We start from the raw sequence: 19,637 nt of genomic DNA on the forward strand, positions 1-19,637 counted from the left end.
TCACAATTTTTAATCTCTAGCCAGTACGGTAGTTTTCCGTTCTAGTAACGCCGCCATAGAGTTGACACTCCTGAAGTTAGCAAATTCCAGGTCTTCATTTTCGATCGTCACTTCAAACTCTTTTTCTATAAACAACACCAATTGCATGGCAAACATGGAATTGACGAATCCCAAAGCAAAGATGTCTTCATCATCCTGCAAGTCATGGTTGCCGAAAAACTGAGAAAGGAATTTTTTGATTTGGTCTTTAGCTGCTTTCATGTTCTGTAATTTCTAATGACTAATGATGGTAGGTATAGAAACCTTTTCCGCTTTTTCGCCCGTGCAATCCAGCATCTACCATTTTTTTGAGTAAAGGACAGGGGCGATATTTACTGTCATTGAAGCTTTCGTACAAGACTTCGATCGAGAATAGAATTGTATCTAATCCGATTAAATCTGCTGTTTCTAAGGGCCCCATTTTGTGACCGAAACAGGATTTAAAAATTTTATCAACCTGTTCGGCTGAAGCTACTCCCTCTTGCAACAGAAAAATTGCTTCGTTAACGGTTAACATTAGCACCCGATTGGAAACAAAACCAGGCGAATCATTAACTAAGATAGATTCTTTTCCCATCTTTGCTAATAATTTTGTGGCGGTTTCGATCGTCTGCTCAGAAGTATGATATCCGCGAATCATTTCCACCATCGGCTTCATCGGTACCGGGTTCATAAAATGAATGCCAATCACTCGATCGGCCCTCTTGGTAGCGGAAGCGATCCGAGTAATGGAAATTGCCGATGTGTTAGCGGCAAAAATAGTTTCTTCCGGGCAAATTGCGTCTATTTTACTGTATACCTCCTTTTTGAGATCCCATTTTTCGGGAACATTTTCAACTACGAATTCCGCTTTCTCTAGGAACTGATAGTTACTAGAAAAAGTAATTTTATCCAAAATGTCATTTGGACGATCGCTTTTCTCATTTTTGTTGAAAAATCCTTGAAAGCGGATATTATTTTTGATTTCCTGTTTCGCTCGTTCCAGAATATCATCTGAAATATCTAAAAGCACCGCATGATGTCCGGTTTGGGCTAGATTTTGCGCTACCCCAACTCCCATCACACCTGCTCCGATTACACCGACTGTTTGAATGTTCATACTTAATCCTTTGGTCATTAGTCATTGCTCATTTGTTCATGGTTCTAGTTTCTCGCACAACGAACAATAGTATTAACTGCTGCTGGGATTAATTGCTACAAGATCGCGATCTTCATTATTTTCAGTTAAGTGTTCTAATTCCCCGATGATTATTTCTTCAATAATTAAAGCTAATTCAGCTACAGATGGTGACTGAAAAAGGGAAGGAATAGATAGTTCTATCTGGAAGTCTTGGCGAAGCCGAGAAATTAACTGAACCCCGATCAAAGAGTTGCCGCCTAAGTCAAAAAAGCTGTCATTTATGCCTATGCGATCGATTCCCAGCAACTCTTGATAAATGCCAGCAATTCTGTAATCAATTTCATTGCTAGGTGCAACATAGGGAGTACGTAAATTTGAGCGTGGGTAGAGGGTTTTCTCTTGACTCCTTGGCTCTTCTGCACTACTTTTCTGAGGTTTACGCTTAATCCACTTATCGATTTCAGCGTTGACATCACTACGCCAAATCGCAATTTGCGGTACTGAGGGATGAGAAAAAATCCGTTGAAAAGCATCTACAGTTTCTTGCTGAAACACCTCTATTTCATTTTGTTCTTGAGTTTTACCAAGCAGTGAGTTCCGAAACAAGTTAGCGTTTTCAGCATGAAACCAATTGGCACTACACCAGTGATGATTACCGAGTTGATTCTGCTTGTGAGCAAAGGCATCCACGAAAATATTAGCTGCGGTGTAGGCAGCAAAGGCTATTCCTCCTAAAATAGCTCCAATTGAAGATATTAACAGACAATAATCAAGCTCCCGGCCTTGCAAAACTTTCTCTAATGTGTAGAGACCATAAACTTTAGGTTGAAACTGCAATTCACATTCGGTATAACCTGTCTGCTCAATTGTACTGAGTATTTCTTCTCCCAGAAATGCCGCGGCATGAATCACACCATTAATGCGGCCAAATCGTTCCTCAGTTTGCCAAAGTGCTGCTCGCATTTGACCTTCATCAGCAACATCAGCACCAATGACCAAAACCTCTGCACCTAACTCCTCTAATTTTTGCACGCTTTTGATTCTAGAACTGATCAAATCGCGATCGTCATGAGTCGTTAGCCATTCCTCCCACTCTTGCTGAGGGGGTAATCCTGAACGTCCCATTAATACCAGCTTTGCCTGCACGCTTTGAGCCAAGTATTTAGCAAGTGTTAATCCAATTCTTCCTAATCCACCTGTAATCAGATATACCCCATTTGGGCGCAATCGTTTTGGATATTCTGCTTGATTTAGTCTGACTGCCTCAAAGGTTTGCAGCCATCTATAATTGCCACGATAGGCAATGACTAACTCAGACGATTCTGTAGTAATTTCTGAAAAAATCTGGTCGATCAATTTCTCCTCTAAGCCACTTCCTGATTTAGGGAGTGCTACATCAATGCTTTGGCAACTGATATTACTGTATTCCTGGGGGATCACTTTGCATAATCCTAATAAAGTTGCCTTTTCGGGATCGCACAAATCTGTACTTTCTACTTGGTGCATCCCGTTGGACAATACCCATATTTTAAGGGAATTGTTAATCAGCAGTTGGCTAAGAGCCTGAGTGAAGAACAGCAGACTGTAGAAACCTGAATGTTGGATTTCTTCAAAAAATTCAACGCTTGATGGTGTCTGTTCGGTGAGGTTTATGCTCCATAAATGAACGATGGTATTCGGGAGTTGATCTTTAACGCGGAGGTCTTGGAGTAGAGCGTTATAGTCATCTCGCGAACGAGGATTAATAGTATATTTCCCCTCGCTCAGCTGACTAAATTGTTTTCCTACCTTGACACAGATGACCTTTTGACGATCGTTTTCTAAACGTTGAGCGATTTGGGAACCGACTCCACGTTCATCAACAAACAATAACCAGCAAGATTTTTTCTCTTCTGTTTGCGGCAAAGAAAGCGGTGGCATTGATTGTTTCCAAACAGGAATGTAGAACCAATCTGCGGGGTCTGATTTTCTCTGTGAATAATCTAGTCCGAACGCGACTTCGTCGCGCGCTATCGCATTAGCCTCTCCTGGTTTGGGGGGGTCAATCCAGTAACGCTGACGCTCAAAGGGATAGGTGGGTAAGGGAATTCGCTGACGACGTTCTTGACCATAAAATTTTGGCCAGTTGACTTTGACTCCTGATATCCACAACTGTCCTATTGTGTTGAGTAAAAATGCTAAATCTGGTTGTTGATTATAGGCATCGCGTAGGGATGGTAACGCGATTTTATCCGCGATCTCAACATTTTCTAAACACTGTTGTGCCAAGCTGCACAACGTCTGTCCCGGCCCTACTTCTAAGAGAATTGGTTTGTATTTTTTCCACAACTCTTCCATCCCATCAGCAAATAACACGGGTTGACACAAATGCTGAGTCCAATAATTAGGATCTGTAGCAAGTTCTGCGGTAATCCAAGTTCCGGTGACGTTTGATATATAAGGAATTTTTGGTTGCTGAAGATTGATGGTTTTGACTAATTCCGTGAAGGAAGAAGCGATCGCTTCCATCATGGAAGAATGAAACGCATGGGATGTCTGTAAAGGCCGACAGGCTATTCCTTTTTCAGTTAGTTGAGATGCTAAATCATCGATCGCATCTATCGTTCCAGCAATGACACACAGTTTTGATCCATTGATTGCTGATAAGGACAAATTTTCAGTCAGGAAGGGACGCACTTCTGCTTCTGAAAGGGGCACAGCTAGCATTGCGCCATTGGGCAAATCCTGAATCATTTGTGCTCTTTTGGCAACCAGAGTCAGAGCATCTTCTAAAGACAATACCTCGGCTAAACAAGCTGCGACATATTCACCAATGCTGTAGCCAATCATCGCGGTCGGATGAATTCCCCAGGACATCCACAACTGCGCTAAAGCGTACTCAATGACAAAAACAGCGGGTTGGGTGAGACAAGTTTGATTTAGTTTTTTAGTGGTTTCATCGGCGGTTTCTTGCTGACCGCGACCCAGCATTCTACGCAAATCAAAGCTTGATTGAGCGATCGAGTTAGGTTGTTGGGAACTGTTTGCAGTTTGGTTCCGATTGGGATACAGAATATCTCTTAAATCAAGACCGAGCAGAGGTTTGAGGAGTTCGCAGCAGCGATCGACGGTTTTTTGAAATGTTGGCTCAACTTGGTAAAGTTCCCATGCCATATTGACATAATGAGTTCCCAGGCCTGTGAACATAAAAGCGACTGGTTTTGCAGTTGTTTCTTGAATGCTGGTGAACACTCGTTTAGGGTCTTGGAGTGCAGCGATCGCATCTTCAATGTTGTGGCAAACAACAGTCCGTCGATAATCAAATTCTCGACGACCAATTTGCAAGGTGTAAGCAACATCAGCCAACTTAATGTCAGGATGTTTCTTTAGATATTCAGTCAAATTGACTGTTGCTGTCTCTAAAGCTGAATTAGTCTTGGCAGATAACATTAGTAATTGCCAAGGCCGGGAGGTAGTTGATTGCTCAATTTGTGGCGCTTCTTCCAAAATTACGTGAGCATTTGTGCCGCCAAAACCAAAGGAACTGACTCCAGCACGACGAGGTGTATCGTTAGCTTTCCATTCAGAAAGTGTAGTGTTAACGTAAAAGGGGCTATTCTCAAAATCAATCTGAGGATTGGGTGTCTCGAAATTGAGGCTAGGTGGCAGCAATTTGCGATCGAGGGATAGAGCTGTTTTAATTAAGCTTGCTATCCCGGCTGCTGCGTCTAAATGCCCGATATTGGTTTTGACTGAGCCAATAGCACAGTAGGCTTTTTTATTGATAGGAAATGCTTGTTTTAACCCTGCAATTTCAATCGGGTCTCCCAAAGTGGTTCCAGTGCCATGAGTTTCTATATAGGTGATGGTTTCTGGCTCCACTTCCGCCATGATTTGAGCAGCGCGAATGACTTTCGCTTGAGCTTCTTCGCTGGGTGCTGTGTAGCTAACTTTGACGGCACCATCATTATTGATCGCGGAACCTTTAATAACGGCGTAAATGTAATCTCTATCTGCGATCGCATCTTCGAGTCGCTTGAGAACAACAACACCCAAACCATTACCACCAATTGTCCCATTTGCACGAGCATCAAAGGCGAAGCACCGCCCATCAGGAGAAATTTCTTCTGGGCAAAGCGTGGCTTCGTTTTGGGGGGCTTTAACTGAAACACCGGCAGCCAAAGCCATGTCACAATCGCCACTTAATAAACTTTGATAAGCTAAATGAACTGCAACTAATGAACTTGAACAGGCCGTTCCGACACTAAGACTGGGGCCTTTTAGATTTAATTTATAGGAGACGCGGGTGGGTACATAATCTTTATCAGACGCAAGTAAGATAGGAAAATATCCGAGAGTTTTATCCAGATTATTAGGTAAGAGGTTATAAAGTAAGTATGTACTTCTCCCGACTCCCGCGTAAACTCCGATTGGTCTTTCTTCTCTTTCAGAGTCATAACCAGCATCTTCAAGCGCCTCCCAAGCACACTCTAAAAAAAGGCGATGTTGCGGGTCCATAATTTCGGCTTCTCTGGGATTTAAACCGAAAAAGGAGGCATCGAAGAGTTCAATATTTTCTAATAAAGCAGCCGCTTTTATTTTCTTAGTCAAACGATTCGACTCTACATCTGAATCTTGGGCTTCCCCATTTTCTTTGGAAAGAACTGAAGCAAATTCTACTCCCTCGATCAGATTTTTCCAAAAAATATCAATATTTTTGCTTCCAGGGAAGCGCCCTGAGATGCCGATAATTGCTATTTCTAAGCCTGTTTGTTCCGATTTCATTCCCTTAATTCCTGATAAAGATGTAGGTTTAGTGCTGGTTAATGGGTTGTTATATAGCCTTTGATTTTTTTAGCTTTTGTTTGAGGCGATTTTTGCCGGCTGCTATTTGTCGAGACAATTCAGTAAATTGTAACTCTGGCGAAGCTGCTGTATGAACTCGATCTAATTGTTGAGCCAGAGAACGAATTGTTGGATACTTAAACAAATCCAGCAATGAAATACATTCTACCTCATTGGGTAAAACATTTCTGAGTTTATTGTAAATTTTGGCGATCGATAATGAGTTGCCACCAATTTCAAAAAAGTTACTATTGACGCCAACTTTTTCTAAGTCGAGGACTGCTCGCCATACTGTAGCGATCGCCTGCTCTATATCGTTCTGGGGTGCTACAAATTTACTGTCTAATTCTTGACTAAAAATTCCTGAAGTTGGCAGGGCGTTACGGTCTACTTTTCCATTCGCTGACAGCGGTAAACGTTCCAGAAATATGAAAGCGGATGGTATCATATACTCTGACAATTTATGACTGATAAAGTTCCGTAGCTCCTCAACAGTTGGTGGTATTTTTGTTGAGTTGGGAATGACATAAGCGAGCAAATGTTCTTTGCTTTGCTGTTTAGCGATCGCACTCACTACTGCTGCTTTGACGGCTGGATGCTGTGTCAAAGCAGCCTCAATTTCTCCAACTTCAATCCGGTGTCCACGAATCTTGATCTGGAAATCAACTCGTCCTAAAAATTCAATGTTGCCATCAGGATGATAACAACCTAAATCTCCTGTCCCATACAGACGTTCTCCCGTACGCGGATGAGAAATAAAACTGTCGCGAGTCTTTTCTTCATTGCGCCAGTAGCCTTTTGCCAACTGCACTCCAGCACAGTACATTTGTCCCGCAACCCACATCGGACAGTCTTCTAAAGCGTCGTTCAAAATATAATATTTCGAGTTCGCCATCGGTTGACCGTAGGGAATGCTCTTGCAATTTGGATCGACTTTTTTAATGAGATAGCATATATTCCAAATTGTAGTTTCAGTCGGTCCGCCTACGCTGAGAATTTGGGTATTTGGTGCTAGGTTTTTTATGCTATCTGGCAAAGAAATCGGCAGCCAATCACCTCCTAACATTGTCAATCGCAAACTTTCTAGTATCCCTCCAGATTCACCCTCCATGTAATCTACCAACATCTCCATCATCGCCGGGACTGAGTTCCATAATGTCACCCGTTCTCTTACCATTAAATCTACCCAATGACGGGGATCTTTCACAGCAGCAGCATCCGGCACAACGATCGCGCCGCCAGCACTCAAAAGACCGAAGATATCATAAACTGACATATCATGATTGAGAGCGGTCAAAGCTAACATTCGGTCTTGCGAAGTAACATTAAAACGCATATTAGTATGGACTACCACATTCGCCACCTTGCGATGAGTAATCATCACTCCTTTCGGCAATCCCGTAGACCCCGAAGTATAGATTACAAAAGCTAAATCGTCGGGTGTTTGAACTGGATTTAATGCTTGCTTGCTTTCTCCGGCTAAGTCTTCATTATCTACGCATAGTAGTTGAATTCCCGATCGCCAAGTAAGTTTTTCTTTCAACCGAGATTGAGTTAAAACGATCTGAACTTCACTATTTTCTAACAGATAAGATAAGCGTTCTTCAGGTAATCCGGGATCGATGGGAACGTAAGCAGCACCGGCAGCTAAAATACCCATGACTGCAACAATTTGTTCCCATCCTTTCTCCATTACTATGGCGACTAGCTGATTGGGAATAACTCCTAATTGGCGCAGTCGATGACCGACTTGATTCGAGCGATCGAATAATTCCTGATAAGTTAATGTTCGTGCAGATGAAATCACTGCATTTTCATTTCCTCTATCCCGGACTTGCGCGGCAAACAAACTATGCAGTAAATCATCAGGAATCGGCGCATCTGTAGAATTAATAGCATTTCTTTGCGCTAATTGCTCCGGAGGTAAGAGTTGTCGTGTCGTTTCCATCCAGGCCGATTCAGAAGTAGCAAGTTGCTCGATCAAACGGCAATATGCCTCAAACATATCTGCGATCGCACCCTCCGGGAAAAGTTCTTCAACTACATCCCAATTAAATGTCAATGTTTCTTTTTCTTCCCAAACTTGAATGTCCATCCAAGCTTGGGATGCTTGACTAATTCCATATACCAATTCGCCAAAATGACTGAACGTTAAAGTTTCTTGTCCCAGGGAACGGAAGCCGATAGTGCTGGTAAAAACAATTGGCATCGCGCTAGGAGTTGTACCTCTCCGACGAGCTAATTCCCGCGTCACGCTGACTCCACTAAAATAGCGATGTTCTAAATCTTGCCACAGTTGTTTCTGAAGGCGAATGGCGCGATCGCCAAACGATTCGCGAGCGGAATTGTCTACTGATAAAAGGGTGACAGAGGTAAAGTCTCCTAAGATGTCATTGACTTGGGGATGCAGCGGTAGACGATTAAATAAAGCCAGATTAATTGTAAATTTTTGGTTTTTACTCCAAAGCGCGATGATTTCAGCAAAAGCCGCCAGTAATAGCCCAGAAGGAGTTACACCCGCTTTAGCCGATCGCAACTTTAACTGTTGCCAATCAGTTCGCTCCAAGCTGCTTTCGTAGCGCCTGTTGCGATGCTCTTTGAGTTCTTTAGGATTTTTGGCGAGGGGTAAGTCGGGTGCTGGAGATAGAGCATCCAGACGACTCAACCAATATTCGTGCGATCGCTTATATAATTCCGTATTTTGCAATGCTTGTTCTGCCAAAACATAATCCCGAAATGTTATTTCTAATGGTGGCAATATCACATCGGGATTTTGATACAGTTGAAACCACTCATCAAATAAACGAAACAAACTCCAAGCATCAAATACTTGCAAATCGTAGCTGATATGCAGCCGAATTAGATCCCCATCTAACCGCGTGGCTCTAAACTCAAACAAAGGCCATTGGTCAGCAGGTAAAACTTGATGGGATAGGCGATCGCGAATTGCTTCAATTTCAGATATTACAACTTCTTTCTCCTGTCCACTCAGATCCAAAACCTCCATTTGATATGCAGGAACTTGTTTGAGAACTTGTTGCTGGCCATCGGGTAATACTATTGCCCTCAGCATATCGTGGCGATCGATTAATTTGGGTAAGGCGCTGTTCAATGTTTCCAAGTCTAAGCCTTGACATTCAATCTCGTAGTAACCATGATTGGCAACATTTCCTAAGTCGAATACCCCACTACGACCCACCCAAAATGCGTGCTGCATATCAGTCAAGGGAAAAGGTTCGTAGCGCAAATCAGGTGCTGGCTTAATTACAGGCAAAGAAGTAGAACTAGCACTCAGGCTGTTCTGGCGCAATAACAAAATAAGTTCTGCTTTATGTTCAATTAATGAGTTACGCAATTCTGGAGTAATTGCTCCTTTCGGCGCATCAATTTCTAGCGAACTTCCATTGGTAGAAAGTTTTATACCTTGGTTAGATAAACTGTTTAACAGTAAATGCAGATTCATATTATTAGCTTTAAGTTCGGATTGCACCAATTGACGAGCGTTTTTTCGAGGTTAAAATCAAATACTTAATATTTCCCTTTCTTCCTCTGCTTTGAATTCGGTAAGAAAAACCGATTCTGATGCCGTTAAGTTCGCCAAAGCTAATTGATTAAGTACGAGTTCGGCTAATTGAGTTATGTTGTTGTCGCCAAAGAATCTTTCTATTGGCACTCGCACTTGTAGATCCGTTTCGATTCGACTTCTGAGTTCAAAAGCCATTAAGGAATCAAGCAGTAAAGCCAGAGAATGCTGCGGACTTAGGCTATCGACAGGCAATTGTAAAGAATTGGTTAGCCATTCTATTAGATAGGTTTCCAATATTTGCTGCTGTTCTGTTGGTGCAGCGGCGAATAGTTTTTCCTTGGATAGAAAAGCTTTTTTGGCTCTGAAAAGATTGACTGCGCTTCGATCTTCTTCTCGATTAAGATTAATTGGGGGAGCAGGAGCAGTTCCTAGCGCCACATCACCCCAGCGCATCACCGTTGCAGCGGCAGTTGCAGCCGCGCCGTTGGTGTAAACGAGAACTAAGTCGTTTTCGCGAATTTTACCTGCAAGAGCGGCATGGTATAAATTGGCGATCGCAAATACAGAACCGATATTGGCATACCAAGGATAAAGATCGATCGCACGTTTGGGATCGATGCCCAGCGCCCTCGCACAAAGCCTCGCATACCACGCCGTCGGAGTATTGAAGGCAAAAAAGTCAATTTCTTCGAGAGTCACGCCAGCCGCCGCCACAGCCCCCTCACAACAAGTACGAACGAACTCCACACTTGTTTCGGCGAAGCTGCTGGCGTTCTCACCCGTCCGAGTACGCATTCGAGGTTTTCCCTGCGCGTCTGCGATCAATTCGTGTAAATAAGCATCACAAGTAGCCGCAGTGTTAATTATTTTACTGCCCAAAACTCCGCGATCGGGTTTGAGCGAATCCACCACAAAAGCCCCAGCAGCGTCTCCCATAGACCATGACAGCGTATCTTCCTCATCTACAGAGTTAGATTCGATGTGAGAGACAACCACCAAAACGTTGCGATATTCTCCCGTTTGCACCAACGCACGCGCATTTTGCAGCGCAATTAACGCACTCGAACAAGTCGATTCCAGATTCCACGCTGGACATTGCAATTGCAGTTCGCGTGCGAGGTAGGAGGCATTACCAGGAACAAGTTGTTCGGGAAAAATAGAAGCAACGATCGCTAATTCCACTTCATCGGAAGAAAGTTTTGCGGCATCCAGCGCCTCCCTAGCAGCGCGACATTCCAACATCAGCGACGACTCGCCTGCACCCAAAACTCTTCGCTCAACATTACCCCGAAAAGGGTCTGACAAATAGGGTGCTACTTCTTGCGACCAAATAGCAAATCCATCCTCATCAGAAGTAGATTCAACAGATTGAGATAACCTCGTTCTTCTTGGCGGAGTTACAGCAAACAAATGAGGGAACTTTTCCAGCCAATAATCATTAGTCCGAATTTGGCTGGGAAAACAGAGTGAAAGCGATCGAATACCGACTGAACAATTCATCATAACTATAGCTAGAGGCTAGGGGAAGAAGGAATTAGAAACAAGGGTTTCAAGAATAAAGTTAGTCCTAACCGATTAAGTTTTGTAGGGGCGGGTTCGCCGAGATATTTGATTAATATCTACAAATTCTATAAACCCGCCCCGCCCATACTCATGGAGATTTCAACACTAAATTGGTTAACATAGTGTTCATTTTGTTAACAGACTCCATGTATTCGTTTTCGGGAATAGATTCTGCCACAATTCCTGCGCCAGCATTTAAGTAAACCCAATCACCATATTGGTAAGCCGAGCGAATGGCGATCGCAATATCTGCCATACCATTGCTATTCACCCAACCAATCCCACCCGCATAAATTCCCCTCGGTTCTTGTTCTAGTTCTTCGATCCATTTGAGAGCTTTGTGTTTGTCAATCCCGGATACGGTGACACCAGGAAATAACACTTTCAAAGCATCCCATAAAGTTTTTTCTCCTTTTAGTTGACCGCCAATTCGCGATGAGAGATGCTGGACACATCTGTATTGTTTCACCTGCATGAAGTCAAAAATCCTAAGAGTTTCTGGTAGACAAACAGAAGCCATTTCACTTTGTGCCAGCCAGATTGAAAGTGCGTGTTCCTTTACCTCTTTAGCATCAGTAAATAACTCACTTTCCAATTTTACATCTTCTTCCAAATTTTCCGATCTCGGTCTAGTGCCCGCCAATGGATTAGTAACTACAAAGCCATCCGCACTAACTTCCATTAAAATTTCAGGACTGAAGCCTACCGCACTTACTTCGCCAACACGCAAACAATACGATCGCGCACAATTGTTGTTTTTCGCTCCTAAAACATAAGTTCCGAACAGATCCATATCCCCTTTCACTTTCACGGAACGGGAAATAATCGCTTTATGTAAATCGCCACTTTGGATGGCTTGAATCAGATCGCCCACTTGGTTTTGATACTCTTCTTTGTCAGCGAAATCAACAACTGGTGGTGTCGCTACATAATCTTTCAATTTATTATCAAGTGATAACGCTTCCAAAATTTTTGTGGGCGACTTGATGTTTCTGATATGAACTCCTCTAGGAGTGATAAAAAGTTCTGTTTCTGGAACCAAAAAATAGAGGAGCGGTTGTTCAATTGCCTTGGTGTAGGAGGAGTAGAAGCGAGCCACGTCAAAGCCTATGTAACCATAAGCAGTCCAATTCTCGATCGGCAAAGCTGCTAATATTGATTCTACTTGTTTGAGCGGATCGACAATTGGTTCTGACTTAATCTCACCCATAAAGGCGAGCGAAACATCGTGAGAACTTACTGATATTTCCGCTAAAGCATTACCAGCAATACGTACTTCATTCTCACTTCGGTACATCACATAGTTAGAAAAAATCCCAGCATCTAATAGATTCTGCAACAGAATGATAGGATCTCTCTGACCTGGTAGAAAGAGTTCGTGATAAGTTAATAAGTTGCTTGCTACCTGATACATGGGGTAAAAACTTTGGTTAAGGACGTTAAACATTAATGGGTTTTCAGCAATGATTTGCGATGAATTTTTCCGGTTGGCGTGCGCGGTAATGTTTCCAAAAAATTAATTTTTTTAGGAACTTTAAAATGAGGTAATCGAGTCCTAGCTAATTGTCGAATCTTGTCTTCTAAATCGGGAGATTTATCAAAACCTGATTTAAGGCTGACGTAAGCGATAATTTCAGTTAATTGTTCGCCGCGATCGCATTCTGGCACTACCGCCGCATCAAGAACACCTTCATGCTGGAGTAAAACATCTTCCACTTCAAATGGTGATACCCACATCCCATTTACTTTGAAGAAATCATCCTTACGTCCCATAAACCAGAAATAACCATCCGCATCGCGCAGATACTTATCCCCCGTTCGCATCGCATTCCCGTAAAGAGCTTGTCGCGTTTCCCGCAGGCGATTCCAATACCCCAGCATCAGACTTTCTCCACTCACCTCTAGGTCGCCAATTTCCCCTGCTGGAACAGGAAAACCCTTTTCATCAACCACTCGCACATCATAACCGGAAAGGGGACGACCAGAACTGCCGGGACGACATTCTCCCTCTGCATTCGATAGAAAGATATGCAGCAATTCTGTCGTACCAATACCCTCATAAATCTCTATTCCGTAAGTGTCTCGCCACTTATACCAAATAGTTTTGGGTAGTTGTTCGGCTGCTGATAAGCACAGGCGTAGGGAGGAAGTATTTAGAGGTGCAATTTCATGCACTGAGAGAATGCTGGCATATATGCTGGGTATGCCAAATAAAATTGTCGGTCGGTAGCGATCGATGTCCGCGATAATATCAAAAGCATTGTTAGCATCTGATAATACGGTGGCTGCACCAACTGCCATCGGCATATATAAGGTATTCCCTAAACCGTAGGCAAAAGGCATTTTAGCTACTGAATAGGTGATGTCATCTTGATGCAAACCGACTTTAGCTTTACCGTAATTCTCTGCACAAACTACCATACTTTGGTGGTTGTGAATTACGCCTTTGGGTTTACCCGTACTACCGGAAGTGTAAAGCCAAAAAGCAGGTTCATCGCCAGATGTTTCGGCGTAAGGTAGCTGTTCGTCTGTCTGCTGAGTAAGCAGAGACAAAAATGGTTTTTCTCCGTCTTTAAGGAGAATTTTTTGCAAGAAATGAGAGTGGATGGGAGTCAGTTTTTCTTGCCACTCTTGGTTAGTCACCAAGACTTTGGCGCGTGAATCTTGCAGGATATAGTGGATGTCATCAATCGTACAAGCCGTATTGATCGGAACTGGTACTGCGCCTAACCAAATAGCTCCCCAGAAAGCAAATACTGACTCTGGAGTGTCTGACAAAAGAATGGCGATCCGGTTTTCTCGCTCCAAACCTAACTCGGAGAATAATCTCGCTGTACGTCGAACAAAGCTGTTTAATTCGGCATAAGTATAAGTCCAATCCTGATAGTAAAACGCTACTTTCTCGCTTCGTCCTTGTGCCAGGTTGCTTTCCAAGAAGTAAGCTGCAACGTTGAAGATGCTAGGTAATTTTTCAGAAATACTCATTTATGTTCGGCTGGCATCGCCGTTTCGATCTCATTACAGATTTGAGCTAAGGTCATATCTTGGCGGGTTCCAAGTTTCAGGTTAACCCCCAACCTCCGTTTCAATTCCAGCGCAATTTGTACTGTTTCAACAGAGTCAAGTTGTAAATTCCCGTGTAGTAAAGTGTCTTGATGAAGGGACTCTTCAGGAATACCTAAATTAACCAGTATTGCCTTCAGTGTATCCATCGCCTTTTGACTTCTCATGCAATAAACGATCCTTTTGACTTCTCATGAAATCAATGGTAGTGATGTTTTGACTTAATTTTTCTGGCTTTGACTTGAAAATATTGATTTGTTCAGCGAACCGATCGTTAACCACAAGGACAAGCTGTATCAGTTGTGCTGACTTTGTTTACTAGATTATTGAGAAGACGTTTCAATAAGCTACACGAATTGTATTACCTATGCTTGGTTCTTGGCAAGGCCAAATCGGAAAAATTTTATAAAGTTTTGTTAAGAGCGACCAACGGTTAGGTATTCAGGACTTACGCCAGTACCCTTAAATCAACTTGTAGGGGTAGTGCCCCCGTGCCTACCCCGCTCTATCAAGGCGATGCCTACGGCTGGCTACGCCTACGCGGAGGCATTGGTGTCAACAATCGCTGAAACCCGCCAGGGACTTAAGTCTCTGTCTAATAGCGGAAGTCCTCTGAAGAGGACTAAAGAACTTACTTATTAGTCCTCTGAAGAGGACTTAAGCTTTGAGGCAGGGACTTAAGTCCCTGACGGAATAATGGTTTGAGCGATTGTTGACACCAATGCACGGCAGATTGCCCCTACAAAGTGTTTGGATCTCATTTAGGATTGCTATAGCAATCTTCTTGGCAGTTAGGACATTCTTAATTCCTGCCACCACCGACCCTAAACCATTCCTCCCTTCTTCCCTTCTTCCCTTCTTCCCTAGCCCCTAGCCCCTTCTTCCCTAGCTATTTATGAACGCTACCAGAACTGCAAACTCCTGGATTACCTATCCGAAACCCAATCCTGAAGCCAAATTACGACTATTCTGCTTCCACTATGCCGGGGGTGGGGCTTTGAGCTTTCGTGCTTTTCCAGGGAACCTACCGCCCGATGTAGAGGTTTGTCCGATCGAACTTCCGGGCCGTGGATTTCGACTGCTGGAAACTCCCTTCACCGAGATCGAGCCAGTAATTGAGGCTCTTTGCCTTAAAATCCTGAGCAGCCTTACCAAACCTTTCGCTTTCTTCGGTCACAGTATGGGCGCATTGGTGAGCTTTGAACTGGCGCGACTACTCCGCCAAGAGTACAACCAAAGTCCACTGCACCTATTTGTATCCGCTCACCGGGCTCCTCAAGTTCCCGATCGCGACCCGCCCATTCATGCTCTACCAGAAGCAGAATTTCTACGACAATTGTGCCGTTATAACGGCACTCCCAAAGCCGTGCTAGAAAACGCCGAACTGATGGAACTCCTCCTTCCTACTCTGCGAGCCGATTTTGCTGTGGTTGAAAATTACGCCTACTCGCAGGAACCGCCGTTAGATTGTCCGATCGCTGCTTTTGGTGGATTACAAGATTGGAAAGTCGGTGCCGAAGAGCTAGAAGCATGGCGAAAGCAGACAAACTCTGCTTTTTCGCTGGAGATGTTTCCTGGGGATCATTTCTTCCTGCACTCAGACCAAACACTTCTGCTACAACGCCTTTCACAATTACTCAATCAGATTGTTGGTCAATTGAGTCCTGACTGAGACAGGCTCGGCGTTGCTGAATTCATACCTGTATTCAGCAACGCCTTTAAAGGTTCATCCGTTCAACCAAGAGTTGGGAATGGGCGATCGCTTTTCTGCATTTCTCAGGGTTCGGATCTCCGGCAAAAATTTTCCTTTCTAGTTTATGAGCGATCGCCAACATTGCTGAATCCGGCAACCAAGGGAAAATCACGGCTTCTCCCGGTGCCGAAAACATGGACAGTAGGTTAGAGAGCATTTGCTCCTTGAGGCTGGATTCAGGAAAGATAATGACGGTTTTTGCCCGTTCGATTAGCCAATCGTGATCCCAATCATCACCAGTAATCGCGATCGCCAGCACCGCCTGCGGTATGCGTTCTACAAATTTCGGTGAAGCCGTATCACCACAAAACAGTAGATGTTGCTTCTCTAACATATACCAACCGGGCTGAACCTTAATAGGAGTATCAACAGCAGGAGAGGGTATCTCTAGCGTAGTAACTTCTAAAACTGAGTTATTCGCTTCCACCAAAGCCTTCGGTTCGATCGCCACAATTTCCTGCTTTGGCGGCTGGGGCTTTTCCACAGCAGGAGAGGATTGTGACTTCTCTTCTTTGATGACTTGGCGGATCTCCTTATAGGTTACGGGTTCGCCCTCTTTTGCTCGTTGCAGAACTTCATCGCGGAGTCCTTGTGAAGTTGATGGTGCTGCTAAAAGGTAGAGGGCTGATGTCGCAATATTAATCTGTGCAAAGTTTGCACGTTCGGGAAAGGCTTCGTAAACGTTGATGAAATTGTAAGCAGTACGCCGACTCCAGCCAAACTCAGCTTTTAACCACGTATCGAACTGACCGTGCTTGAGGCGCGATCGCACATCAGCCAGCTTGTTGCCGATTTCCCAAATATCTTGGGCCGATCGCTGTAAACGTTCTCTAATTTCCCCAGTTCGTTGCTGCACAAGAATCCGTTCTTGGGATTCTAAAATTTCATAGTCAAAACCAATAACCAAGTTAAGCCGTTTTTGTGAGTTACCCATATCTTATTTTTGCCTACTTTACTTAATTCAAAATTTGATAGTCTCACGACTTATATCGTGGGCTTGCACCCAGATTTGTGCCAACCCTAATTTTTATTAAATCTTCACAATTATCTAGGATAACCGAAACAAGCGGGGGATGTCCATTAGCGCAAACCGCTGCGGATACTTTTCTATAGAAATTTGCCCGAGCCTAGTTGACAAATCAGTCTATTTGTTGCCTAATTGTTAAGAACTTATTGCAAATAATTTTTATTAATTTCATGAAAAACTCCTTGTCGAGAGCCTTACTTTCTGCTAGATCGGTCAAACCTCTCTCCGAACCTCTCTGATAGGTCTCTCCAGCTCTTGAGAGGCTTTAAATTCCCAACCCGCTAGCTAATGACGCTGGGAAGTTAGGTCTAGCGTTGATTGTCTAGAGCTGTTATCTCAATCTCTGTATGTGTAAGAAACTACCTGCATTAAAGATATAAGTTCTCAGTTATTTCCAGGGAATGACACGGATGAGTACGGATGCACAGAGAGAAGAATCTGTGGGTTTAAGCAAACACAAGTGAGAAATAATATTCATGTCAACTCAATTACTACAGGTGCCTACCGATAATTTTTTACTGGAAATCGATCATCTTTTTATCTTTGTTACAGAAGGTCGAGCGGGAGTTTCCTTTCTGCAAAATTTGGGTCTTCACTGCTCCGAACAAGTAGTGCGGCGTCCAGAGCAAGGAACAATCTCGACGATTTTCTTCTTCGAGAATACATACCTCGAACTAATCTGGATCGAAGACGAAAATGCAGCCCAACAGCATACAGCACGAACGGGGATCGACTTTTTAGCACGGGCGCGTTGGCTGCAAACGGGAGCATCTCCCTTTGGCATTGGTTTACGCTCTTTACCTGAGATGACAAATCTGATTCCGGGATCTAGAAAACACTGGGCACAGTGGATGCACCCAGATTCGTTTATTAGGTTTTCACCACAGAATATCGCGAATGCGGCAGAGCCTATATGCTTGGCTGTGAGTAGCGATATTGCTCTGACAAGTTGGCTCGATCGCTCTTGTGAAAGGCATCAGCAGTTAATTACTCATCCGCTGGGAGTAAAAAAGCTAACCAGTGTCAAAATCGCAGTCGATCGCGACAAAGAACTGAGTGAAGCTGTTTCTCTGCTCGATCGCAATGGTGTTGTCGCGATCGAACGCGACACCTCTCCACTGCTGGAATTAACCTTTGACGGCGGTGTGAAAGGGGAAATAGTCGATGCGCGGCCAACACTACCTATGCGACTCCTGTATTGATGAGCTAGTATCCCGAGGCTAACAAAGGCACTCAGATTTAAGGCACAGCTACTTGACAAAGACATTTATCTAGCCTATATCTATTGAGAGTATTTCTCAACTTTTCCTAGAACATCCTAGTACCATCAATCGAGATAAACTTCCGTACTGTCAACACAGAGTTTTTTGATCGAGATCGGTGGGCAGCAGCAATTTTTATGAACAGCACAGGAATCAAGCCCGGTGATTAACCCAAAAAGCCTAAAGAAATTCGGATTGCTTGGCAGCTTATACGTATCGCAGTTCATCCCGATCGCGTGTTTGTATGAAGCTTTGCCAGTCATTATGCGCCAGCGTGGGGCATCCTTAGAAGCGATCGGTTTCTTGCCCCTATTAGCCTTACCTTGGATGTTAAAATTCCTCTGGTCGCCCTTGATCGATCGCTACGGATTCACCCGTTGGGGACACTATATGTTTTGGATTATCTGCTTTCAACTGATCGCAGCTTGCACTGTAGCCACCTTCGTCTTGATTGATATCCAAAGTCAGCTTTCAGTTACATTGATCTGTCTGGTGATCATCTGTTTCGTTTGCGCCAGCCAAGATATTGCCACCGATGCCCTAGCGGTAGGATTGTTAGAACCCCAAGAGCGGGGCATTGGCAATGGAATACAGAGTGCGGGGCACTACCTGGGTGGAATTATCGGCGGCGGTGGGATGCTGCTACTAGCGATCGATAGTTGGGGATGGAAAGCCAGTATGCTGACTTTGGCGCTATTTGTAGTTGTTGCACTTCTTCCTATTTTGCTGTACAAAGAACCCAGCAGCAAGCATCAGAAATCTGCAAGCGCTCAGTCGAACTCCCAAAAGCCGGCAAATCCTTTCACGGAGATTATTAAGTTCTTTCGTAGTCCCGGAATATGGCATTGGCTGCTGATTCTGAGCTTGTATACACCTGGCCCTTATATGGCATCCCGGATGTTTCGTCCGCTGTTGGTAGATCTCGGGTTGTCTTTGGCAGACATTGGCTTAATGTTGGGAGTCGTCAGTTACGGTGTCGGGATATTAGGCGCGATCGTCGGAGGTTTGCTGATTGCGCCCTTGGGACGGAAGCGATCGCTAATTATCTTTGGCTTACTTCAAGTTTTGGTGATGTTCACCTACTTATTGCCAGCATTTGGTATTGCCCATTTAGCTATTCTTTATGCGATCGCGATCGGTACTCAATTTGTGAGTAGTATGGCGGTGACAGTCTTATACACGATAATGATGGACAAAAGCCGATTAGAGGCGGCTGGCACGGACTACACGCTACAATCTTCAACTACTTTCTTTTTTGGGATTATTTCTGCCGCGATCGGCGGTGTAATTGCACAATCCTTAGGCTATCGGGGAGTATTTGTCGTCGCTATTACCATTTCTCTCATCGGCATTATCCTAGTTGTCAAGACTTTTAATCCCGATCCACTACCAATGCGCGATCGTGTTTCATCCTAGTTACCAAAGCAAAAACCTGATGAAAATTTAATTTTATCTGCGTT

Annotated in this window: 12 protein-coding genes; 3 read left to right on the forward strand and 9 right to left on the reverse strand. The window is 43.9% G+C overall.

What is annotated here, in order from left to right; genetic code table 11:
• Positions 1-9: 9 nt before the first annotated feature.
• From K4039_RS12735 to K4039_RS12770, 8 genes are all read right to left on the reverse strand, one after another.
• Positions 10-261 carry an acyl carrier protein gene (locus tag K4039_RS12735; RefSeq protein ID WP_265235553.1) on the reverse strand — a complete coding sequence of 84 codons (252 nt, stop codon included), beginning with the start codon at positions 259-261 and terminating at the stop codon, positions 10-12.
• Positions 262-280: 19 nt separating this feature from the next.
• A complete protein-coding gene (locus K4039_RS12740; RefSeq protein WP_265235554.1) occupies positions 281-1,138 on the reverse strand; it encodes a 3-hydroxyacyl-CoA dehydrogenase family protein in 858 nt (285 codons plus the stop codon).
• 72 nt (positions 1,139-1,210) lie between these two features.
• On the reverse strand, positions 1,211-5,923 hold the full coding sequence (locus tag K4039_RS12745) for a type I polyketide synthase (RefSeq protein WP_265235555.1): 4,713 nt from the start codon (positions 5,921-5,923) through the stop codon (positions 1,211-1,213).
• Between the two features lie 49 nt (positions 5,924-5,972).
• A complete protein-coding gene (locus tag K4039_RS12750; RefSeq protein ID WP_265235556.1) occupies positions 5,973-9,446 on the reverse strand; it encodes an amino acid adenylation domain-containing protein in 3,474 nt (1,157 codons plus the stop codon).
• Between the two features lie 57 nt (positions 9,447-9,503).
• Positions 9,504-11,012, reverse strand: coding sequence for a 3-oxoacyl-[acyl-carrier-protein] synthase III C-terminal domain-containing protein (locus K4039_RS12755; RefSeq protein ID WP_265235557.1), 1,509 nt, complete (start codon positions 11,010-11,012; stop codon positions 9,504-9,506).
• Positions 11,013-11,160: 148 nt separating this feature from the next.
• Positions 11,161-12,519: a salicylate synthase gene (locus K4039_RS12760; protein ID WP_265235558.1), complete on the reverse strand. Its 1,359-nt coding sequence runs from the start codon at positions 12,517-12,519 to the stop codon at positions 11,161-11,163.
• The gene (locus K4039_RS12765) at positions 12,519-14,057 is read right to left on the reverse strand and encodes a benzoate-CoA ligase family protein (protein WP_265235559.1); all 1,539 of its coding nucleotides are present in this window, start codon (positions 14,055-14,057) and stop codon (positions 12,519-12,521) included. The genes K4039_RS12760 and K4039_RS12765 overlap by 1 nt, the downstream gene beginning before the upstream one ends.
• Positions 14,054-14,284 (reverse strand): acyl carrier protein, encoded by a 231-nt coding sequence (locus K4039_RS12770; RefSeq protein ID WP_265235560.1) that lies wholly within the window; start codon positions 14,282-14,284, stop codon positions 14,054-14,056. The genes K4039_RS12765 and K4039_RS12770 overlap by 4 nt, the downstream gene beginning before the upstream one ends.
• A gap of 746 nt (positions 14,285-15,030) precedes the next feature.
• On the opposite strand from K4039_RS12770, the gene K4039_RS12775 reads away from it, so the two are divergent.
• Complete coding sequence (locus K4039_RS12775; protein ID WP_265235561.1) at positions 15,031-15,807, forward strand: thioesterase II family protein; 777 nt, start codon at positions 15,031-15,033, stop codon at positions 15,805-15,807.
• Positions 15,808-15,853: 46 nt separating this feature from the next.
• Here K4039_RS12775 and K4039_RS12780 read toward each other — a convergent pair whose 3' ends face one another.
• On the reverse strand, positions 15,854-16,822 hold the full coding sequence (locus K4039_RS12780) for a DUF3102 domain-containing protein (RefSeq protein WP_265235562.1): 969 nt from the start codon (positions 16,820-16,822) through the stop codon (positions 15,854-15,856).
• 569 nt (positions 16,823-17,391) lie between these two features.
• Between K4039_RS12780 and K4039_RS12785 the strand changes: the two genes are divergently transcribed.
• Together K4039_RS12785 and K4039_RS12790 are read left to right on the forward strand one after the other, a co-directional pair.
• Positions 17,392-18,117: a VOC family protein gene (locus K4039_RS12785; RefSeq protein WP_265235563.1), complete on the forward strand. Its 726-nt coding sequence runs from the start codon at positions 17,392-17,394 to the stop codon at positions 18,115-18,117.
• Between the two features lie 255 nt (positions 18,118-18,372).
• Positions 18,373-19,593, forward strand: a complete 1,221-nt coding sequence (locus K4039_RS12790) for an MFS transporter (protein WP_265235564.1) — start codon at positions 18,373-18,375, stop codon at positions 19,591-19,593.
• The last annotated feature ends 44 nt before the right edge of the window (positions 19,594-19,637 follow it).

The sequence above is a fragment of the Lyngbya sp. CCAP 1446/10 genome (assembly GCF_026130175.1).
Lineage (GTDB): Bacteria > Cyanobacteriota > Cyanobacteriia > Cyanobacteriales > Microcoleaceae > Microcoleus.

Bases quoted from the DNA above. Each gene is read 5' to 3' on its own strand.
- K4039_RS12735 (WP_265235553.1), bottom strand. From the start codon at position 261: ATGAAAGCAGCTAAAGACCAAATCAAAAAATTCCTTTCTCAGTTTTTC.
- K4039_RS12740 (WP_265235554.1), bottom strand. From the start codon at position 1,138: ATGAACATTCAAACAGTCGGTGTAATCGGAGCAGGTGTGATGGGAGTT.
- K4039_RS12745 (WP_265235555.1), bottom strand. From the start codon at position 5,923: ATGAAATCGGAACAAACAGGCTTAGAAATAGCAATTATCGGCATCTCA.
- K4039_RS12750 (WP_265235556.1), bottom strand. From the start codon at position 9,446: ATGAATCTGCATTTACTGTTAAACAGTTTATCTAACCAAGGTATAAAA.
- K4039_RS12755 (WP_265235557.1), bottom strand. From the start codon at position 11,012: ATGATGAATTGTTCAGTCGGTATTCGATCGCTTTCACTCTGTTTTCCC.
- K4039_RS12760 (WP_265235558.1), bottom strand. From the start codon at position 12,519: ATGTTTAACGTCCTTAACCAAAGTTTTTACCCCATGTATCAGGTAGCA.
- K4039_RS12765 (WP_265235559.1), bottom strand. From the start codon at position 14,057: ATGAGTATTTCTGAAAAATTACCTAGCATCTTCAACGTTGCAGCTTAC.
- K4039_RS12770 (WP_265235560.1), bottom strand. From the start codon at position 14,284: ATGGATACACTGAAGGCAATACTGGTTAATTTAGGTATTCCTGAAGAG.
- K4039_RS12775 (WP_265235561.1), top strand. From the start codon at position 15,031: ATGAACGCTACCAGAACTGCAAACTCCTGGATTACCTATCCGAAACCC.
- K4039_RS12780 (WP_265235562.1), bottom strand. From the start codon at position 16,822: ATGGGTAACTCACAAAAACGGCTTAACTTGGTTATTGGTTTTGACTAT.
- K4039_RS12785 (WP_265235563.1), top strand. From the start codon at position 17,392: ATGTCAACTCAATTACTACAGGTGCCTACCGATAATTTTTTACTGGAA.